The sequence below is a fragment of the Ornithinibacillus halophilus genome, from assembly GCF_900129485.1.
Lineage (GTDB): Bacteria > Bacillota > Bacilli > Bacillales > Amphibacillaceae > Ornithinibacillus > Ornithinibacillus halophilus.
Genome location: NZ_FQVW01000001.1, coordinates 40,341 through 62,232, shown reverse-complemented (window position 1 = coordinate 62,232; position 21,892 = coordinate 40,341). Strand labels below are relative to the sequence as shown.

Sequence of the window (21,892 nt, the reverse complement as noted above, 5' to 3'; positions counted from 1 at the left end):
GGCATAGGTGAGACCCCACAGGACGATAGTCCGAGGAGGCTCACCAGCCGCCCACGGAAAGCGAAGTGTATTTCCGTAGCGATAAGATAGCGTGTAGTCAAAGCACACCTAACTAAAGAAAAGGCTAATAAAATAAAAAAGCTCTCATTCATCCCAAAAGGGACGAGAGAACTCGCGGTACCACCCTTATAAATTTAAAATAGAACATTTTAAATTCACTCGATATTCGTAACGTGAACAGACGTCCATTTCTACTAGAAGATTCGAATGGAAACTCAAGAGTGATCTTCTAAAAGTGCCTGTGTCAGGCTTCCACCATTTCCTGACTCGCTGTGTTACAGGGGATACTTTTATACTGTCTCTATCATCGTTTTGTTTAAATAATTCAATTCTAATGTAAGCATTATATGTAATATTTCACTAAACGTCAAGGTTTATGAATTATTTTCAGCTAATTCCATTTCTTCTCCGATTTCAACATCGAAAAGTTCATCCCAATCATCCGTACTCAACATATCCAATTGAGCCTCAACAAGCATTTTTAGACGTGTTCTAAATACTTTTGCTTGCTTCTTAAGTTCTTCAACTTCTAGTGATACTTGGCGGGATTTAGATAAAGCGTCGTTTACAATTCGATCTGCATTCTTTTCTGCTTCTTTAATAATAAGCTTGGATTCCTTCGATGCATTTCCTTTCAATTCTTCCGCAGCTTCTTGAGCAATAAGAATAGATTTATTCAGTGTACCTTCAATATTAGAGAAATGGCTAAGTTTTTCATTTAGTTGTTGAACTGTTTCTTCTAAGTCTTTCTTTTCTCTTATTACTATCTCGTAATCTTTAATCACTTGATCTAAAAACTCATTTACTTCATCTTCATCATATCCACGAAAACTTTTTGTAAACTCTTTATTATGAATATCCAATGGTGTTAATGGCACAAGGCCACCTCCTCATAATTTGTTATAATCGGAACTAAAATTGTTATTATATGATATCATTCGACAAAACTCTTGTAATTCCTGCAATGAATACAAACTTTTTTATATTTTCTAATCCTGTAATTTTGCAATTGTTATTCGAAGCTTGTCTTTCTTAGTTGTACCATTATAGTGAACGAATTTACTCCTACCTTTTCCTCTTAAGGAGATTATATCGTTTTCTTGAAGGGTAAACTTCGCATCTTCCACTACTTTAAAGTTCACTTTAACAAATTTTTTCTTTATAAATTCAGTTGCATCTTTACGAGAAACATTATAAATCTCTTTGATTAGAGCATCTAATCTTAATGAGGAGACAGTCTTATCCGTTTCAATCCATTCAGGTTCTTTTTCTGTGAAATTAGATAATGGTTTTTCTTCAAAGGTTAAGTTTGCCCGTTTAATCCCAGTAAGGTTCGTTAATACGTAAGAAGATATCTCATCTGCCATAATGATTTGAATGATACCATTATCTACGTATATATCTCCAAGTTTTTCTCTTTTTAATCCTAAAGATAAAAATGCTCCCATAATATCACGATGTGCTAAGGAAATAAACTTAACATTATATGAAGCTTGGATTAATGCTAATTGAAAATCTACTATTTCAATTTCTTCATAATAAGGCGCGATTATTGCACGCCTTCTTTCCGAGTATTGTCCACCACCAAAGAATTTAATTTGTATTTCGTCATTAGTAGAACCTATTACGTCTTCAAGTATTTGTTGTTGCCTAGGATCTAAAAAATTGGTTAGCCGTCTCTGAAAACTTCGCTCTACTTCTTCTTTCCAAGATAGGACTTGATCAATAAATTCATGCTCGTCCTTCCGAAAATGTTGGTAAATATCCATCAATAATCCTCACTAAACTAGCATTCTAAACAGTTCAAATAAACCATTTCTGGCCAAATGAACCACAATAATTGCTACAATTGGAGATAAATCAATCATACCAAGTGGAGGGATAATTTTTCGAAAAGGTTCCAAATACGGCTCACAAATTTTTGTTAAGAAATTACCAAAAGCAGACTCCCTTGCACCAGGAAACCAAGACATAAAAATGTAAATAATTAGTCCAAGGCTATAAATATATAAAGCTGTATCTAAAATTTCATAAAGTAATACCATAAGCTACCATCCTTTACTATAATCTTCATCATCTATGTATGCTTCTGAAATTGTACCCGACACATCCACATTATCCGGTGCACATAGGAAAGTCTGGCTACCTAGTTTTTGCATGTTGCCATTTACCGCATAGATGGTTCCACTGAGAAAATCGACAATCTTAATTGCTTCATAATGTTCAATCCTTTGCAAGTTGATCACTACTGCTCTACGATTAACGATATGGTCGGCAATTTCTTGTACTTCTCCAAAGGAACGTGGTTCACACAACACAACCTTTGATGATGACTTTTCAATACTAGTTAAATTTACAACATTTCCCTTTTTCTTTTCTTGCTTTTTCGTTGGTTCTGTAACTTCTAACTCTTCTTCTATGTATTCATACTCGTCTTCTACTGAAAATAGCGTTTTTAATTTGTTTTTAATACTCACGTTCCCACCTCACTCTAATTGCGATAATTTTTATTCATTGTCTCCTACTAATTTTGAACCAATACGGATATGGGTTGCGCCCTCTTCAATGGCGATTTCATAATCATTGCTCATTCCCATGGATAGAAATTCACAAGGGGCATAAGCTAATTTCTTAGATTGTACTTCATCTCGAAGTGCTGCTAAATTTTTAAAAACGTTTCTTATTTCATCATGATTATCAGTATGTGGCGCCATTGTCATTAAGCCAACAACACGCACATTTTTATACTTTTCAAGATTTGTTAAAAATGAGGATAATTCAGCAGGTGCTAAGCCGTGTTTCGATTCTTCTCCACTTACGTTAAGTTGAATAAAACAATTAATAGGTTTATTGGCACGCTTGTCTATTTCTTTTGCTAAAGAAAGTCGATCAAGAGAGTGTATGTAATCAACCTTATCAATAACTTCTTTTACTTTTCTAGATTGCAGAGTACCTATAAAATGCCAATTCACTTCTTCATTAATGCTTGTATATTTTTCAAGGAACCCTTCCATACGATTTTCACCTAGGTCTGTAAGACCTGCTTCAATAGCTTCCTTTGTTCGTTCTATTGTAACATATTTGGTAACTCCTATTATGTTAATGTCGTTAGGGTCACGATTTGAATTATTACAAGCTTCTTGTATATTTTGTTGAATATTTTTTAAATTGGTTGCTACATCCATTATTACCAGTTCTCCTCCTATTTAAAAAGCTATTCAGAAAATCCTATAAATCCAAGCATTCTTCCCGTTTTTCCTTTATCTCTACGATGGGAAAAAAATAAGGAATCATGTGTATATGTACAATATTGAGTTATATCTATATTATTACGAAGTACACCTGATTGTAAAAGAATTTCGGCATTTAATTGCTTTAAATTTAATAAGTATTGATTTTCTCCGATTGATTTCACGGTTTTTTTCATATATTTTTCGTCAATATGTTGTATGACGTTATGATCCACGACATATTTATCTTTAGATATTGAAGGTCCAATCACTATTTCCAAATTTTCTACTCGTACATTTTGTTTTTTAAACGCCTCTACCATTTTTCGAGAAATTTGCTGTACTGTGCCCTTCCAACCAGCATGGGCAATACCGATATATTCACTTACTGGATCAAAAAAGAATATTGGAACACAATCTGCGTAAAAAGCGGTGCATAATATTCCTTTATCTTTCGTTATGATCCCATCTATTCCTGATAAAGAAGTATCGTATGAACTGGCACCGCTTCCTTTATTTTTAGCATTAACATGTAGAACCTTCGTGTCGTGAACTTGCTGACCAGATACCCAATTATCTAATGGCATCTCTATTTTATCTGCCAGAAGTCGACGGTTTGACAGAACATCTTCTTGATGGTCATGTACATGTAACCCTAGATTAAGAGAATGGCGTGGTGGTTTACTTACACCACCATTTCTAGTCGTAAAACCAACTTTTAAATTAGGATTAGACTGCTTCCACTTATTAATAGTCAGGTATAGATTGTCTTCTAGTTGAAAAGGTTCATTCATAAATTTTTCCTCCATCAGTTCATTTTCTTATTTTACCATATTTACCTGAATACGTCCTTATTATCTAACCTTCTATATAAAGATTGGGGCTAACAACATCACGTACAAGAATTACTTCGGAACCAATTGTTACAATTTGCTCCCAGTAAATCATAATTTCATCGGGCTTGCCAAAAAATCCACCTTTTTTCTCTCTTCCATAAACGATTAAAGCAATAATCCGTCCTTTATCAGGATCGATTTCAAGATCGGAAATGTGACCTAGCCTTCTGCCATCATTAATTACAATAATTTCCTTAACTTGGAGCTCCGACAATTTAACCATTCACTTTCACCACCTTTGTAACATATATATGCAAATAACTCGTTCATATCAGTTAAATATTTTGAAAAAGGATAATAAAAAAGAGACCAATCCATCGATTGATCTCTTTTTGTTTAAGTATCTATTTAATTTTATTATTCAAACATTTGCTTATTCATTTGACTAATTGCTGCTTTCTCTAAACGCGAAACTTGTGCTTGGGAAATACCAATTTCATCAGCAACCTCCATCTGTGTTTTCCCTTGAAAGAATCGCTTATTTAGAATCATTTTTTCACGTTCGTTTAATCGAACCATGCCTTCTTTTAAGGAGAGCTTGTCTACCCATGTCTCATCCTTGTCCTTGTCATCACTAATTTGATCCATCACATAAATCGGATCGCCACCATCATTATAAATTGGTTCAAATAACGAGACCGGGTCCTGTATTGCATCCATTGCAAATACCACATCTGAATGCGGAACACCCATTTCCTCTGCGATTTCCATTGGTGTAGGTTCTTTTGATGTTTTATTCACCAATTTTTCTCTTACTTGAAGTGCCTTGTACGCAATATCTCGAAGTGACCGAGAGACTCTAATAGGATTATTATCTCTTAGATACCTTCTAATTTCTCCAATGATCATTGGAACTGCGTACGTAGAGAATCTTACATTGTGGCTTAAATCAAAATTATCAATGGATTTCATAAGACCAATACAACCTACTTGAAATAAGTCATCAACGTATTCACCACGATTATTAAACCGTTGAATAACACTTAATACTAAACGTAGGTTTCCATTAACTAATTCCTCTCTTGCAGATAAATCACCTTCCTGCATTTTTACAAAAAGCTTACGCATTTCTTCATTCTTTAGGACTGGCAATTTGGATGTATCCACACCACAAATAACCACTTTATGTCTAGTCATTCTCTACCCTCCCGTTGGAGATGCTGTTCATGGACAGTATCTCCTCTTGAGAGGGATTTTATGCAATGTGATTTATGGATAAAGTACCAAAATCATCCGTTAATTCCCATGAGATAAGGACTAAACCATTTTATTAAATTCTTTTTTTAATCGACGAATAATCTTCTTTTCTAAACGAGAAATGTAGGATTGTGATATGCCTAACATATCTGCTACATCTTTTTGTGTTTTTTCTTCTTCCCCTACCAATCCAAAACGCAATTCCATAATTTGTTTCTCTCGATCATTTAGTTGAGACAATGCATTTTGAAGCAAATGTTTATCTACCTTTGTTTCAAGATTTTTAGTAATAATATCTTCTTCGGTCCCCAGTACATCTGATAATAATAATTCGTTTCCATCCCAATCAATATTTAACGGTTCATCAAAAGAAATTTCGGATTTTATTTTATTATTGCGTCGTAAATACATTAAAATTTCATTTTCTATACATCTTGAGGCATAAGTCGCTAATTTAATCTTCTTTTCAGGATTAAACGTATTAACGGCTTTAATAAGTCCAATTGTACCTATACTTATTAAATCCTCTATATTGATCCCAGTATTTTCAAACTTACGAGCTATGTAAACGACAAGACGTAAGTTTCGTTCAATTAGAACTGCCCTTGCAGAACGATCTCCTTTTGGTAATAACTCTAATAATTCTTTTTCTTCCTCTTTTGAAAGCGGAGGTGGTAAAGCTTCACTACCTCCTATATAATAAATCTCTTCAGATTTGATTCCGAGTTTTATTAATAGTCTATACCACCATAAACGAAACTTTAATCGAACTAATTTCAAGATATATCGCTCCTTTAATTCATGCTGATTGGACAGCAGCTAATTTTATAATCTGTGGTTGAAGTAAGCAATGATAGCTTTGGTCTTTGGTGAGTACCGAAAATTGGACTCCAATTAATACTTTGGAAGTAATAATTCTTTCTCCTTCATACTGTACCAATATCTGATCTGGTTTTATTGCAAATAAAAAGTCACTAGCTCCCCCTACTCCTTGATAAGGGATTAGTTGCAAGTCATTCTTCCATTTTTCTGGTAAACCTTCCATATCTAATGTCTCAGTTGCTGTCTTGAATATTTTCCAATCTTCTTCTGTAAACCATTTTTTAAGAAAAGATTCATCACAGATAATAACCGGTTTTTTTGTAAGTGGATCAACTAAATGATTGCCGCTATCAATATAACCGGTTGTTTCAAACGTTTCGCCTTTAATGGAAACAGAAACTGGATAAAATTGATCATAACGAATCTTTCCTTCAGCGTGCTTGTCCATACGACTCTTTGTAAATATCCAAGCACAAGGAAACCCTATTGCAACAAATAACCAACTTACTGGGTCACCATAACCACTACTAAAGGTAAGAAAACTATTAGACGATATGGCAATCGGATTTTGCAATAAAAAATGTACAGCTAGCAAACCACCTCCGACTGAAAACGAAGTGAAGTAAAATAAAAACAATTGCTTAATAATCCGATTTAGTGAATGAAAGCCAAAAGTAGATAATATAATGACTACTGAATAAAGCAATTTTCCCACGAAGGTATTAATAAATGAGTCTGGAAAATATAGTGTAATTGGAACAATAAGAGAAGCTATCAAAGCACCAAATGCAATTCTTTTTTTACTCGTGATTTCTCGTGCCAGTACTTGCGTGAGCATGAGCAACATCATATCGAGTAAAAAGTTTAACAACCAAATTAAATCGAGATAAATACTCAAATCACTCTACCTTCCTAGAACAAATTCAAAGAAAATCGAGAATTAATAGGGAAATATTTAACTGTAGACAAAGTATATCCTAACTAATGAGCGAAGTCTGTCACTTCTTGTATGCATAAAAGTGCTAATTTCAACTAGTTATTGAATTGTTTGTCGTACGAAAAATTTACAGTTATTGAGAAGAAAAATCATTATAAACGACAAAAAATCCGAACTGATTCAAATTCTAATAATAGAATTCTGAATCAAAGCTCGGATTCTTCATTGTTTTTTTCTTGATTGATCTATCGACGATTTCTATTTCTATTTCTTAAAAAAGTAGGGATGTCCAACGTATCCTCTTCTTGTTTAGGGCGTTGTTGTTGGCTATTTTCTCTTTCCCTCACTTCTGGTTCTTTTGTAGCAGCATGTTGATTGTTATTAATGACCGGACGTTGTCTTGGTGCTTGTTGTGCCTGTTTAACTTCATCAAAACCTGTAGCTATAACAGTAACGACGATTTCGTCTTTTAAGTCTTCATTAATGACAGAACCAAAGATAACGTTAACTTCTTCATCAGCAGCATTAGTTACTAAATCAGCAGCTTCTTGTACCTCGTAAAGACTTAAATTCATGCCACCAGTAATGTTCATTAGGATGCCATGTGCACCATCAATGGAAGTTTCCAATAGTGGAGATGAGATAGCCTTTTTAGCAGCTTCCGTTGCACGACTTTCACCAGTTGCAACACCAATTCCCATTAATGCTGACCCTTTATCAAACATGATCGTTTTAACATCTGCAAAGTCAACGTTAATTAATCCTGGTTTAGCAATTAAATCAGAAATACCTTGAACACCTTGACGTAAAACGTTATCTGCTTCACGGAATGCTTCAAGCATAGGTGTATTTTTGTCAACAATTTCTAACAATCTATCATTCGGAATTACAATCAATGTATCCACATTATTTTTAAGTGAATCGATTCCAGATACCGCTTGTGTAGAACGTCTTCTTCCCTCAAAAGAGAATGGTCGTGTAACTACACCTACCGTTAAAGCCCCAAGATCTTTAGCAATTTGTGCAATAACAGGAGCAGCACCTGTACCAGTTCCACCACCCATACCAGCAGTAACAAAGATCATGTCAGCACCTTGTAGTACTTCTTCTAACTGTTCTTTACTTTCTTCAGCTGCTTTTTTACCCACTTCTGGATTAGCACCAGCACCCAATCCACGAGTCAGCTTATTACCAATTTGTAATTTGATTTCAGCTTTTGATAGATTTAAGGCCTGTGCATCTGTATTAACAGCAATAAATTCAACACCTTCAACCCCATGTTCAATCATTCGGTTTACAGCGTTATTACCTCCGCCACCAACACCAATAACTTTTATTGTGGCTAGTTGGTCCATATTTGTATCAAACTCTAACATACTTCGTTCCTCCTAATATGCAAATTACAAGATTTCTAGAAGCTAAATATTCATGTGGGAACGCTCATTTAATCAAAGAAATATTTAAAGAAATTAGCGATTCCAGATTCTTTTTTATTCCCATCTTGTGTTTCTTTTGTTTTTGTCTGTTGTTTCTTTACACGTTTTGGTTTTGGCTCTGCTGTATTTTCAATAACAGCAGGAAATAGATCTTTTCCTTGAATTTTAGCATTATGATAAGCGAATTGTAGAATTCCAACTCCTGCTGTAAATTGTGCTTCACGAACACCTATGTAATCAGGAATGGCAATTCGAATATTGGATTGAAATAGGTCTTGGGCTAATTCTAAAACTCCAGGCATCTTCATTGTACCACCAGTTAAAACATATCCACCTGGTAATTGCTGGTATCCCATTTTTCTTATTTCTCTTTCAGCGAAAGCATAGATTTCCTCTAACCTTGCTTCAATCATGTCAGCTATTTCTAATTGAGTGTAAGTTTGTTTTGCATTACTACCAATTATCGTAGCATCAAATACTTCATCTTCTTGAGCTAGATCGTAAAAAGCATGTCCATGATTAATTTTAATTTCTTCTGCTTCCTCTGTTGTAGTTCTTAATCCAATCGATAAATCTTTTGTAATATTGTCTCCACCAAGTGGAACTACACTTGTAGATACTAGATGGTCATTTTCGAAAATGGATACCGTTGAACAACCTCCACCAATATCAATTAATGCCACACCTAAGTTCTTTTCATCCTTAGATAGAGCTACAGTACCTGCAGCAAGTGGTTGTAAACAAATATCAGAGACTTGTAGGTTTGCTCGTTCTACACATTTCAACGTATTATGTAATACCGTTTTTGAACATGTAATAATTGTACCTTCCATTTCTAAACGAACACCAATCATCCCTCTTGGATCAGTAATTTCATCTAACCCATCCACAATAAATTGTTTAGGAATAACATCAATAATCTCTCTTTCTGGTGGAATCGACACCACTTGTGCTCCGTCGATTACACGTTTTACATCATCATCTGTAATTTCTCTGTTATCACTCTGAACTGCTACTACTCCATGGCACGGTTGTAATTGAATATGATTTCCACTTATACCTACTACAACACTATCAATTTGCATACCAACCATTCGTTCTGCTTGTTCTACAGCATTTCTTATTGAATGGACAGTTTGATCAATGTCAACAATGGCACCTTTTTTCATTCCATTGGATTTTGCAGTACCAACACCAATTATATTTAGTGAGTCATTCATTACTTCGCCAATGATTACTTTAATATTTGCTGTACCTATATCAAGACTTACTAGTATATCACTGTTGTTCAACGAAAGGCACCTCCTAATTGAAACTTTAAAAGCTTAACGATGTATGTAACTATTCATTAAAATTATTAACTATAATCTATTATTTTAAAGGATTTAAGTAAAAAATGAAATATATAATAGATAAATTCAATAAAAAACTGTATAATCCTTTTTTTTATTGGTATTTTTTTAACTTTCACCTTAATTTTACCGTAATAGAAGATCAATACAACTACTCCTCGGCTTCTACGTCTAATTCTGCTTCTTCATCCATATCATTTTCATCAAAAGATTCAAAATATGCACCTACACCAATATGTATGATTCCCTTACTGTCTGGTTCTAACTGTGAAACTATAGAAGGATATACATTCATTTTATCAGAAAACCCTCTTATAGTACCCTCTACCATAAACCCATCATTCATATATAACAGAATTTTATTTTTCATTCCTTCAGATGGATTCCAATGTATTTCAGATATTAAATCTAGAATACTAGTAGACAATAAATTTAACTCCTCTGTCATACGATACAAGTATTCATCCTCAGTAAAATTAATCATAATTGGTGCATATCCATCTGGAGTGCTAATTTCATTGGTAGAAATAATAGTTCCATTACTTAATAAAGGGTAATATTGGTTGTCTCTTTCAAAATAAGCAACATGTTCATGCTCTAAGACTTCAATAGTAATACCCCATGGCAAGTTCCGTGAAACCTCTACCTTTTTAATAATTGGATTCTCAGTCAATTTATTGGAAGATGCTTCTAAATCGACCATCCATATATTTTTACCAATACTTATTTCACTTTGTGTAAGGACTTGTTCTTCTGACATAAAGGAATTGCCATTTACAGTTATCGTTTTTATATGGCTAAGTGGTGTTTGAAGATACACAATGATTGATACTAAGAAGAAGAAGATAGAAAGATAGAAAATTAATCGTCTATTAGCCTTCTTTTTCCGTGCTTGTTTCAACTTCGGAATTCGATCCTCAATAGAAACAATCTTCTCTTTACCCATTGGTTGTTCTTCCTTTAATTTAAATTTGGCACACTTTAGAATCCTATCATTTACTAACAAATAGTATAAAAATCGCCAATTTTGTTAGTCTATTAAATTATAACATAAACACCCAACAATACTATAGTAATCTTGCACTCTCCTTCAAATTTTTTGTCACACCTTAGTATACCTACTTATATTTAACAATATCCCGACCGAACACAACGTTAATGTTAAAGATGACCCACCATAGCTTAAAAATGGTAAAGTAATTCCTGTAACAGGAATTAAACCAATAACTACACTAATATTAATCATTACTTGAATGGTTAACATCGATACAATACCTAATGCAAGAAAACGACCGAACAAGTCAGGTGCTTCTAATGCAACCCTTATTCCCCTCCAAAATAACAATGCAAATAATACAATTAAAAATGAGCCACCTAGAAATCCGAGCTCCTCTCCTAAAATAGCAAAAATAAAATCAGTTTGAGGTTCTGGTAAATAGAAGTATTTCTGTAAACTTTCACCAAGTCCAACACCGAGTAAACCGCCTGGACCGATTGCATATAAGGATTGAATAATTTGAAATCCATCTCCCAATGGATCTTCCCATGGATTTAGAAAGGCAGTAATTCTGCTAATTCTATAAGGTGCAGAAATAATTAATAATGCAAACCCAATAAGTCCAAAAACTCCTAAACTAACAAAATGGCTAATACGAGCACCGGCAACAAAAATCATGATCATACAAGTGAGAACTAATACCATTCCTGTTCCTAAATCCGGTTGGAGCATGATTAATCCAAAGGCAGTAAATACCAATAACAAGGTTGGAAAAAAGCCTTTCTTTAACGATGTGATATATTTTTGATTCGATGATAGATAAAGTGACAAGAAAATAATTAAACCAAGCTTCATAAACTCAGATGGTTGTATACTAAAAGCACCTACACCAATCCAACTTTGAGCCCCTCCACGAGTCATCCCAATTCCAGGAATTAATACAATAATTAATAAAAAGAAACAGCTAAATAAAATTACCTTAGCATATCTCGCCCATGTCGTATAAGGAATAAACATAATAAAAAACATGGCAACTACACCAGCCCCAGCAAACAATAGCTGCCTTTTTAAGAAATAGAATGAATCCGCATACTTATATTCAGCCCATACGAAAGATGAGCTATAGACCATAACAATCCCAATTATTAATAATAGAATGATAATTGCTAACATCGTATAATCCGGTTTATCTTTTACATGCTTTAGTTTTTGAAACAAAAAAATCACCCCTTAATCTAATGTTTAGGGGCTTAAAATATTTCCTATTATTATGTTAAAAATTGATGAGACAAGCCCCTACTTTATTGTATGCACGGCTTGTATAAACATGTCTCCTCTTTCTTCAAATGAACGGTATTGGTCCCAGCTAGCACTTGCTGGAGAAAGCAAAATAACATCATCTACTTCAGAAAGTGAATAGGCTATTTTTGTAGCCTGTTCAACATCTTCAGCGAGTTCGACAATAGAAACACCTGCTTTTAAAGCAGTCTGTTTAATCTTATCTGCTGTCTCTCCAAATGCGACAATTGCCTTAACAGAAGATAAATATGGAATCATTTCATCATAACTGTTTCCACGATCTAAACCACCCGCCAAAAGAATGGTCGGTTGGTTAAATGCTGCTAATGCCTTTTGAGTAGCCAAGACGTTAGTTGCTTTTGAATCATTATAAAACACGCGTCCATTTATCGTTTCAACATACTGTAGACGATGTTTAACTCCTGAAAATGTGTTTAATACTTTTTGTATCCCACGATTAGACGCTCCGCCTAGCTTAGCTGCACAGACACTAGCTAAAATATTTTCAAGGTTATGGTCACCTACTAATACGATATCTTTTCGATACACAACCTTTTCATTTCTGAAATAAATACTATCCTCATCTAACCATGCACCCTCAGATACTTTCTTCTTGGTAGAAAAAGGTACTTTTTGAGAATGTGCCTTTTGAATAGCCTCTGAAATATGTTGGTCATCAGCATTGTACACAACATAATCAGCTTCAGTTTGGTTTTTAAAGATGTTAAACTTTGCCTCTTTGTAATTTTGTAATGTCTTATGATAGTCTAAATGCGCTTCTACAATATTTAATAATACAGCTATATTCGGTGTAAATGTATCAATACCTTGTAGCTGAAAAGACGATAACTCCATTACTAAAATATCATCTTTCGTTACTTTTCTAGCAACCTCTGTAGCTACAATACCTATATTACCTGCCATTTGTACTGGTAAATTACTTTTAGCGAACATCTCACTTATTAAAGTTGTTGTAGTAGTTTTTCCATTAGAACCTGTAATCCCTATTAATTTACCATCATTAATACGACCAGCCAATTCTACCTCAGTGATCACAGGTATTTTTTGGTTTATTGCCTCGTCAACGATCGGGTTATCATAAGGTATACCAGGATTTTTTACAACTAATTCAATATTGTCAAGTACTGACAACGGATGACTTCCAAGTATTACTTCGGCACCTAAATCCTGCAGTTCTTTAATTACTGGGTCATCTTCATTGGAAGAAAAATCATTTATTCTGATCTTCTTGCCATTTTCAATAAGTAATTTTGCTGCAGATGTTCCACTTTTCGCTAAGCCTAGAACTAATATATTCATATAAGGGATATCTAATATTTTTGTCAACTCAACAACACCTCAATATAAACACCCAAAGCAGCAAAAATTAGACCTACAGCCCAGAATGTAGTCACTACTCTCCACTCAGACCAACCTAATAATTCATAATGATGATGCAATGGACTCATCTTAAATACTCGTTTCCCAGTAGTTTTAAATGAGATTACTTGAATGATAACCGATAAAGTCTCTAACACGAAAACCCCACCGATGACCACTAACAAAATCTCTAATTTCATTAAGATTGCAAGAGCACCAATCGCACCACCTAATCCTAATGAGCCGGTATCTCCCATGAATACTTTTGCAGGGTGTGCATTAAACACTAGAAATCCTAATAATGCACCAACTACTGCTAGTGAAAAGATTGTGATTTCAGCTTGTGGAAATCCATACCAAGCTATAATTCCGAAAGCACCAAAAGCAATGGATGCAGTTCCGGCTAATAATCCATCTAAGCCATCAGTTAAATTGACTGCATTAGAAGCTCCCACTAACATTACGATTACTAATACTGCATAAAACCAACCTAGCTCCCATTGAATATTAGTTCCTGGCAGTTGTATATATGTTGGAAAATCTTTACTCTGTAAAATATAATAAAATACGATAGCTATAATCAATTGGCCTGCCAATTTTTGCTTTGAAGTTAAGCCTAAATTTCGTTTTAAAACTACTTTAATAAAGTCGTCTAAAAACCCTAATAAACCATACCCAGCTAAAACAAATAATAATAACCATAATTCGTATCCAATAGTCCCATCATTATATTTATATGCCATAATAAGTGATGTAATAATGACACTTAGGATGATCATGAGGCCGCCCATTGTAGGGGTACCTTTCTTCTTCAAGTGTGATTTAGGCCCTTCTTCTCTTATACTTTGTCCAAATTTTAATCGTCGTAAAAATGGAATTAAAATCGGAGATAAGAGGACGGTGATTAGAAATGCTATCGCCATTGTAATTAGTAAAATTTTTAAATCCATTGTTATTCCTCCCAGTGATACAAACCGTCCTAAAATAAGATAGTACAAAATCTTTATCTAAATTACTTTAACAGTTTTTCAATAATTAATTCTAATTTCATTCCCCTAGATGCCTTAAATAAAATAAGGGTATCTTCATTTAAGTAACTTTGAAGTTCTTGTATTAATTCCTCTTGTGACTGAAAATGTTGACTAGTTATTGTGGGCACTTCTTGTCTGATTGCATTCGAAATTACTTCAGCATCATTTCCAATTGTGAATAACTCTGTAATTGGTTGTTTAATTACTTCAGAAACTGTTCGATGAAAATCCTTCGATTGGCCTCCCAATTCAAATACATCTCCAAGTACTAATACTTTATGCTTAAAGCCCTGTATTTCTTTTACCACTTCAATTGCAGCCTTCATCGATGTAGGAGAAGCATTATAAGCATCGTTTATTAGTGATACACCATTCTTCCCTTTTAGTAATTCAAACCTCATCGATGTAATTTTGAGATTCTCTAAGGAATTGAATATTTTCTTGGTATCAACTTGTAATAGCTTTCCTATCATTACTGCATAGGTAGCATTCTTTGCATGGTGTTTTCCTAGAAGTGGGATGGTATAAGTATTAGAATCAGATAACGTAAATGTAGTTATGTTATGATTAATGGCCACTTTACTTATTGATAAATCATTACTCTCATCAAACCCACATGATATAACCTTATTAGGTATATGTAGTTGCTGAAGTAAAGGTTCATCACCATCAACAATTAAAATACCTTTATCTGATAATCCACTAATAATCTCTAACTTAGCCTTGGCGATACCTTCTCTCGACCCTAAAAATTCAATATGAGATTCGCCAATATTCGTAATTATTGCATGGTCCGGTTTTGCGATTTTAGAGAGTAACTCTATCTCACCAAACGCACTCATCCCCATTTCCAATACTAGTACTTCCGTATCTCTAGGCATGTCTAGAATGGTTAAGGGTAAACCAATTTCATTATTATAGTTTCCGACAGTATGGTGAGTTCGATAAGTGGATTGCATAACAGAAGCAACCATATCCTTTGTAGTTGTCTTCCCATTCGATCCCGTAATCCCAATAACTTTAGGATTCACTTTTTGACGGTATTGTGTAGCAAGTTCTTGTAGAGCTTGTAATGTATCATCTACTAAGAAAACTGGAATTTCAGGTGGTATAGATTCAGGTACACTTATTTTCCTATCCCATATGACAGCAATTGCCCCGTTGGCAATTGCTTCATCTACAAACTGGTGTCCATCAAAATTCTCACCTTGTATTGGTATAAATAAGGACTGTTCTTTTTTTACTCTACTGTCTGTGAATACTTTTTCTATTACTGCTTCTTCACTAACTTTTCCTTTGACGTCTTTTAATACAGACGACAACCAATTTGTTGTAAATAACATCATCGTTTCTCCTTAGCTAAAATAGCATTACTTGCCACTTCTCTATCATCAAAATCATATTTCGTTAATCCAATTTGCTGATAGGTTTCATGACCTTTTCCTGCTATTAAAATAATATCATTTTCTTTCGCTAAATTCACTGCATAAGATATGGCTTTTTTTCGATCTTGGATAACTTCATAATTATTGTGAGTTAATCCATTCGTCATATCATTTAAAATGACTTGAGGATCTTCGGTTCGTGGATTGTCAGAAGTAAAGATTGCACGATTAGCATATTTGACTGCAATAGATGCCATTTGGGGTCGTTTCGTCCGATCTCTATCACCACCACATCCTACGACTACGTATATATCATTTCTAGCAATATCCTTAATTGTTTGTAACACATTCTTTAATGAATCAGGAGTATGGGCATAATCTACAATAACCGAAAAATTTTGGTTGCAATCAACCGGTTCAAATCTTCCGCTAACCCCTTCAATACTAGCAAGTGACTGTTGAATGATCTTTAGAGGAATATTTGAAACTAAAGCAGCAGAACTAGCGGCTAACATATTGTAAATATTAAATTTACCGATTAACCTACTTCTAATCTCTATATCGCCTATAGGGGTAACTAGTGTAAAACGAGTTCCCGATGCCTCAAGTATTATATTCTCTGCTCTAACATCAGCATTGACATTTAATCCATATGTCATTACCGGTTGTGCGGTACTTCTTCGAATAATATTACTTGAAGGGTCATCGATATTTACAATGGCATATTTCCTATTTGTATTATCATAGCTATTCCCTAATTGAGCAAACAACAGACTTTTTGCACGTAAATATTCATCCATCGAATCATGATAGTCTAAATGATCTTGTGATAAATTAGTAAATACTGCAATGTCGAAATCGCACCCATACACTCTTCCCAAGTCAAGTGCGTGAGAAGAAACTTCCATAATGACTTGGTCTACTCCTTCACTGTTCATTTGTCTTATTGTCTTTTGCAGGAACAATGAATCAGGTGTTGTATTATTAATAGGAAAGACGTCAGACCCTATCTTCATTTGGATGGTACCTATTATACCAGTTTTCTTATGGTGATGATTAAATAATTCTTCTAACAAATACGTTACAGTTGTTTTACCATTCGTACCTGTTACACCAATCATTGGTATTTTATTCGTTGGAAACCCATAAAACTTGGCCGATGCCATAGCTAAAAAGCGAATCGTGTCCGAAACAATCAGCGTCGGAACGTTCGACTTCACTTTTTTCTCTGCTACTATGACTACTGCACCTTTTTTTATAGCCTCATCTATATAATCATGACCATCTACTGTAAACCCTTGAATACAGACAAAGAGACTATTAGATTTCACCTTCCGAGAATCCATTTCAATTGAGGAGATTTCTATAGTATCTGCATTTGGAATCTCAGTCGTATAAGGTAAAACAGATAGAATTTCCTTTAAATTCATTAGAACCATCCTTTCTTAAACAGAAAAGGATTCTTGTATACTCCTTTTCTGTTTAAGTGAACTATCCAGTACTATAAGCAATATTTGCATCCATTCTCACTATATGCAAATAGGCTCCCGAATAGGTTTAAAATAATCTAAACAGGATATTCGAATCACTCAGAGTCTTTCTCTTTGGATAAATAAATTCTAATTTGTGATCCGGAATCAACTTTTGTCCCTGGAGCCGGGGCTTGGTCAATTATATATTCTCCCTCACCATTTACTTCAATCGATAAATCAGTCATGTATTGCATCAGATCACTCTTCTTTAAACCTACTAAATCAGGCACCTCAACTTTTGGTAGGTCAGGCCATTTATATTCCTTTTCTAATCCACCGGTTCTTTCTTCAACACCCATCGCTCTTAAACTATCGCCAATTATAGAGCCTGCAATTGGTGCAGCAACAACACCTCCAAATTGCTGAACATCTTTCGGATTATCAATTGCAACATATACGACAATCTGTGGATCATCTGCTGGTGCAAATCCAATAAAAGAAACAATGTAGTTATTCTCTAGATAACCACCATTAGGTCCAACTTTTTGAGCTGTACCAGTTTTACCACCTACTCGATACCCTTCAACAAATGCTCTAGAACCAGTCCCTTTTGCAACAACATTTTCAAGTGCTCGACGTACTTCCTTTGAAGTAGATTCAGAGATAACTCGTTTTTTTAAACTTGGTTCAACTTTCGATACCACTTCATTTGTTTGAGGATTAATCCATTCACTTGCAATATAAGGCTGATAAAGATTTCCCCCATTAACAGCAGCAGAAACTGCCATCACTTGTTGTATTGGTGTTACAGAAACCCCTTGTCCAAATGAAGTTGTAGCTAGTTCGACAGGCCCTATATTTTCAGGTTTAAACAAGATTCCACTGCCTTCCCCTTGAAGATCTATCCCTGTTTTAGTACCAAAACCAAATTTCTTGATATAAGAGAAAAGCTTCTTTTCACCAAGTTCCTGACCTAACTCAACAAATCCTGGGTTACAGGAATTTTGAACTACTTCTAAGAAGGTTTGATGACCATGGCCACCTGATTTCCAGCAATGGAGATGAGCACCGCCAACTTCAATATCTCCATCATCATCAAACTCATCTTCGTCTAAATCAACAATTGCTTCTTCAAGTGAAGCTGCTAATGTAATTATTTTAAAGGTCGAGCCAGGTTCATAAGTACTCCATATTGGTAAATTTCGATTATATACGTCCTGATCTACTTCTTGATAGTTTTCCGGTTGAAAATTAGGGCGTGATGTCATCCCTAATACGCCACCGGTCTTAGGGTTAACAGCAATAGCTAATGCACCATCTGGATTATATTTAGCCACTGCTAAGTCTAACTCTCTTTCCATAATTGTTTGCACCCTTGAATCAATAGTTGTTTTAAGATTTAGTCCATCTTTGGGTGGACTATATACATCTGCAAGTTGTTCGAGTCTTCCACCCTTTGCATCAGAGTAATAGGATAAGCTACCTTTCTCCCCACTCAACATATCATCGTAATACAGTTCTAACCCCATTAATCCTTGGTTGTCTATTCCAGCAAACCCAAGTACATGGGATAAATCATCGCCATATGGACAATGTCGTTTGGAATCCTTCGCTAAATAAACTCCAGGTAAATTAAGAGTTCTTAATTCCTTTTCTTGTTCTTCTGAAATTTTTCGTCCTTCTGGATGTAGATTTACAGATGAAGCAACTCTGGTGACATATTCATGAGCTGTGTCGTAATCAAACTTAAGAATTTCAGATAGCTTTTCTGCTGTATATTCCTTGTCCTCAATTTGTCTCGGTACAATCACAACAGAAGGGGCAGTTACATTTTCTGCTAAGATATCTCCATTAGCATCTAGGATATATCCGCGTTCGGGTTGAAATTCTATATCCCTACTCCAAGATTCATCAGCCAGCCCCATTAAACGATCACCAATAATAAATTGAACATACCCTAAGCGAATGTCAATAATCGCAAAAAATAATAAGCCAAATAGAAAAACAGCGACTAACCGTTTTCTTACTGTTACAGTTGATACACGTTTCATAGTTCATCCCCTTTTCATAGGTAGGCTTGTATCAACTATATGAAAGAATATACGAATTAGAACACTGTTTTCCTACATTGTTAACTATTCAGGATTTGAATTATCTTCTTCATTAACAGACTCTATTGATTCCTCTTCAATTTCTTCTTCAAGTTTCGTGTTAGGAGGTAATAACTCAACGACTAATTTTTGGTTACTAGATATTGAACTTCCTTCATCAATGCTTTGTTCATAAACATATCCCTGTCCATTTACTTGTAAATTTAAATCTAATAGATTGGAAAGCTTTAAAACATCTCTTAACGACCAATCTATTATATTTGGCATCGTTGGTTTATCGGTAATAAGAATAACTCTTTCGTTCGGCAATAACTCTTCTCCTTCACTTGAACTAGAGCTTATTAACTTATCACCTGATCCTACTACTGTAACTCGCAATCCCATTGACTGTAATAATTCTCTTATGGTAGAAACACTCTGATTTTTTATATCAGGGAACTCAATAGTCTCATTTTTTATATTATTCTCTTTATCTGGTTCAATATTCATATAATGTAAACTAGTTTCCATAACATTATTAAATATAAAAGATACTGGGGCTGAACCATACTCAATACCATTCTCTGTATCTAGCTTAGGTTGTTTTACAGATACATACATAATCAATTGTGGATCATCAGCAGGAGCCATTCCTAAGAAAGAATATACTGCATTCCCATGCCCATATAAATACCCACCCTCAGGATTCGGAATTTCCGCAGATCCAGTTTTTCCTGCAACTGAATAAGAATCAATGTTATACATTCTTCCTGTTCCATAATCAGATTGAACCACTAGTTTTAATAGTCTACGCACTTCTTCAGCAGTCTCTTTTGAAATTGGTTCAGCTACTAGTTCAGGCTTTGTTTCTTCTATAATTTCATTCGAGGTAGAATCTACTATTTTTTTGATTACATATGGTTTCATCATTTTACCATCATTAGCTATAGCTGTTGCAGCCTTCATTAATTGAATAGGTGTAAAAGTACTTCCTTGACCAAATGAAGTCGATAATTTATCTCTAGGCCAATCATATTGGATTTCGCCCGTTATCTCACCGGGTAAATCAATTTCTGTTTTTTCATCTAAATGAAAAGCATTCAAATATTCACGGAAGGTGTCTGTTCCTAACTTCTCCCAAACTAATTTTGAAGTTGCAACATTTGATGAACGAGCAAATCCTTCGTCATAGGAAATCGTTCCCCAACCTTTCCCGTTATTATGGTCATGTATTGGTTGAATTCGATCACTGACTCGATAAGTCCCTGACTTGAATCCTTCAGTTCCATTATATACTCCTTCTTCAATAGCAGAAGCCCATGTAAACATTTTTATCGTGGACCCTGGTTCAAAAGGAGAAGATATGGCATCATTATACCAATTTTTTACATCAGCTGGATTGTTAGGGTTATAGCTTGGCCTATTTCCCATAGCAACGATTTCACCGGTTTTAGGATCCATTACAATGGCTGTCATCCGTTCTGGCTCATATTGTTCCTCAACCTGAGACATGACATCTTCAAGAATGGTCTGTATCTTCTGGTCAATCGTCAAATAAATATTATCCCCATCTTGTGGTTGAGTGATTACTTCATTGGCATCTAATAATTTCTTATTAAAAATATCACGCTCATAGGATATAAATCCATCAACGCCTTTGAGAATATCATTCATTTCACGCTCGATTCCTGTGATACCTTTCATCTCAATTGTCGGTTCCTCGTCTTCATCCTCACTTTCGATTTTCTCTTCCCTAGCAAAGCCAATAATATGAGGTGCAAACATACCATTCGGGTAATATCTAGTGGATTCTTCGATGAAACCTATACCAGGTATATCTAACGCATTAATTTCATCCTTTTTTTGAAGAGAAATACCTTTCCCTACAGCTCCAAATTCTACTTGATGGGCTTTTTCATTTGAAAGTCCTTTATTTAACCGTTCTAAAATGTAAGATTCTTCAATTTCTAATATGGGGGCAAGTAGCTGAGCAGTATAACTTGGATCAACTACATGTTGGGGGTCATCCTCATCTTTCGTATATACGTCATTAACAACCGCATAAATACGATATGTAGGCATATCATATGCTAAAGTCATTCCGTTACTATCAAGAATCTCGCCCCTTTTGGAAGGTAGTGTGTATGAAGACGTTCGAACTTCTTTTGCCCATTCTTCTAAAGATACATCATGAACTTCTCCTGCAGCTTGAATATATAAAAATCTACCTGTTAGAAGTAAAAAGACACCAATAAATAGAACCATTATCACTGCTGCCATTAATTTTGTAGTATTATTTTTCATCATC

At 34.7% G+C, this 21,892-nt stretch carries 20 protein-coding genes and 1 other annotated feature; all 20 genes read right to left on the bottom strand.

Annotated features, from left to right (window positions below; genetic code table 11):
- Window positions 1-155: 155 nt before the first annotated feature.
- Window positions 156-377 (bottom strand) — a binding site (T-box leader).
- Window positions 378-434: 57 nt separating this feature from the next.
- The 20 genes from BUB12_RS00335 to BUB12_RS00240 all read right to left on the bottom strand — a co-directional run bounded on the left by BUB12_RS00335 (window position 435) and on the right by BUB12_RS00240 (window position 21,891).
- Entirely contained in the window at window positions 435-938 is a 504-nt protein-coding gene (locus BUB12_RS00335; protein ID WP_072886809.1) for a DivIVA domain-containing protein, read from the bottom strand.
- Between the two features lie 111 nt (window positions 939-1,049).
- Window positions 1,050-1,829, bottom strand: a complete 780-nt coding sequence (locus BUB12_RS00330) for a YlmH family RNA-binding protein (protein WP_072886808.1) — start codon at window positions 1,827-1,829, stop codon at window positions 1,050-1,052.
- A gap of 12 nt (window positions 1,830-1,841) precedes the next feature.
- The gene (locus BUB12_RS00325) at window positions 1,842-2,105 is read right to left on the bottom strand and encodes a YggT family protein (protein ID WP_072886806.1); all 264 of its coding nucleotides are present in this window, start codon (window positions 2,103-2,105) and stop codon (window positions 1,842-1,844) included.
- A gap of 3 nt (window positions 2,106-2,108) precedes the next feature.
- Window positions 2,109-2,537, bottom strand: coding sequence for a cell division protein SepF (locus BUB12_RS00320; RefSeq protein ID WP_072886804.1), 429 nt, complete (start codon window positions 2,535-2,537; stop codon window positions 2,109-2,111).
- Between the two features lie 30 nt (window positions 2,538-2,567).
- Window positions 2,568-3,245: a YggS family pyridoxal phosphate-dependent enzyme gene (locus BUB12_RS00315; protein WP_200800999.1), complete on the bottom strand. Its 678-nt coding sequence runs from the start codon at window positions 3,243-3,245 to the stop codon at window positions 2,568-2,570.
- A 29-nt stretch (window positions 3,246-3,274) separates the two neighbouring features.
- Window positions 3,275-4,084, bottom strand: a complete 810-nt coding sequence (gene pgeF, locus BUB12_RS00310; protein ID WP_072886800.1) for a peptidoglycan editing factor PgeF — start codon at window positions 4,082-4,084, stop codon at window positions 3,275-3,277.
- Between the two features lie 64 nt (window positions 4,085-4,148).
- Window positions 4,149-4,409 carry a YlmC/YmxH family sporulation protein gene (locus tag BUB12_RS00305; protein WP_072886798.1) on the bottom strand — a complete coding sequence of 87 codons (261 nt, stop codon included), beginning with the start codon at window positions 4,407-4,409 and terminating at the stop codon, window positions 4,149-4,151.
- Window positions 4,410-4,543: 134 nt separating this feature from the next.
- Window positions 4,544-5,323, bottom strand: coding sequence for an RNA polymerase sporulation sigma factor SigG (gene sigG, locus BUB12_RS00300; RefSeq protein ID WP_072886796.1), 780 nt, complete (start codon window positions 5,321-5,323; stop codon window positions 4,544-4,546).
- Window positions 5,324-5,443: 120 nt separating this feature from the next.
- Window positions 5,444-6,163, bottom strand: coding sequence for an RNA polymerase sporulation sigma factor SigE (gene sigE / locus BUB12_RS00295; protein WP_072886795.1), 720 nt, complete (start codon window positions 6,161-6,163; stop codon window positions 5,444-5,446).
- 19 nt (window positions 6,164-6,182) lie between these two features.
- On the bottom strand, window positions 6,183-7,103 hold the full coding sequence (spoIIGA, locus tag BUB12_RS00290) for a sigma-E processing peptidase SpoIIGA (protein WP_072886794.1): 921 nt from the start codon (window positions 7,101-7,103) through the stop codon (window positions 6,183-6,185).
- 284 nt (window positions 7,104-7,387) lie between these two features.
- Window positions 7,388-8,518: a cell division protein FtsZ gene (gene ftsZ / locus BUB12_RS00285; protein WP_072886793.1), complete on the bottom strand. Its 1,131-nt coding sequence runs from the start codon at window positions 8,516-8,518 to the stop codon at window positions 7,388-7,390.
- Window positions 8,519-8,586: 68 nt separating this feature from the next.
- Window positions 8,587-9,870: a cell division protein FtsA gene (gene ftsA, locus BUB12_RS00280; protein WP_072886791.1), complete on the bottom strand. Its 1,284-nt coding sequence runs from the start codon at window positions 9,868-9,870 to the stop codon at window positions 8,587-8,589.
- 211 nt (window positions 9,871-10,081) lie between these two features.
- Window positions 10,082-10,876 carry a cell division protein FtsQ/DivIB gene (locus BUB12_RS00275; RefSeq protein ID WP_072886789.1) on the bottom strand — a complete coding sequence of 265 codons (795 nt, stop codon included), beginning with the start codon at window positions 10,874-10,876 and terminating at the stop codon, window positions 10,082-10,084.
- Window positions 10,877-11,032: 156 nt separating this feature from the next.
- Window positions 11,033-12,100 (bottom strand): stage V sporulation protein E, encoded by a 1,068-nt coding sequence (gene spoVE, locus BUB12_RS00270; RefSeq protein WP_072887664.1) that lies wholly within the window; start codon window positions 12,098-12,100, stop codon window positions 11,033-11,035.
- Between the two features lie 123 nt (window positions 12,101-12,223).
- Window positions 12,224-13,573 carry a UDP-N-acetylmuramoyl-L-alanine--D-glutamate ligase gene (gene murD / locus BUB12_RS00265; RefSeq protein WP_143155579.1) on the bottom strand — a complete coding sequence of 450 codons (1,350 nt, stop codon included), beginning with the start codon at window positions 13,571-13,573 and terminating at the stop codon, window positions 12,224-12,226.
- On the bottom strand, window positions 13,570-14,556 hold the full coding sequence (gene mraY / locus BUB12_RS00260; RefSeq protein WP_072886788.1) for a phospho-N-acetylmuramoyl-pentapeptide-transferase: 987 nt from the start codon (window positions 14,554-14,556) through the stop codon (window positions 13,570-13,572). Before mraY ends, murD begins: the two co-directional genes overlap by 4 nt.
- 62 nt (window positions 14,557-14,618) lie before the next feature.
- Window positions 14,619-15,980, bottom strand: a complete 1,362-nt coding sequence (locus BUB12_RS00255; protein ID WP_072886786.1) for a UDP-N-acetylmuramoyl-tripeptide--D-alanyl-D-alanine ligase — start codon at window positions 15,978-15,980, stop codon at window positions 14,619-14,621.
- Complete coding sequence (locus BUB12_RS00250; protein WP_072886784.1) at window positions 15,980-17,452, bottom strand: UDP-N-acetylmuramoyl-L-alanyl-D-glutamate--2,6-diaminopimelate ligase; 1,473 nt, start codon at window positions 17,450-17,452, stop codon at window positions 15,980-15,982. Before BUB12_RS00250 ends, BUB12_RS00255 begins: the two co-directional genes overlap by 1 nt.
- A 155-nt stretch (window positions 17,453-17,607) precedes the next feature.
- On the bottom strand, window positions 17,608-19,545 hold the full coding sequence (locus tag BUB12_RS00245; protein WP_072886782.1) for a stage V sporulation protein D: 1,938 nt from the start codon (window positions 19,543-19,545) through the stop codon (window positions 17,608-17,610).
- Window positions 19,546-19,629: 84 nt separating this feature from the next.
- Window positions 19,630-21,891: a penicillin-binding protein gene (locus BUB12_RS00240; protein ID WP_072886780.1), complete on the bottom strand. Its 2,262-nt coding sequence runs from the start codon at window positions 21,889-21,891 to the stop codon at window positions 19,630-19,632.
- Window position 21,892 lies beyond the last annotated feature (1 nt).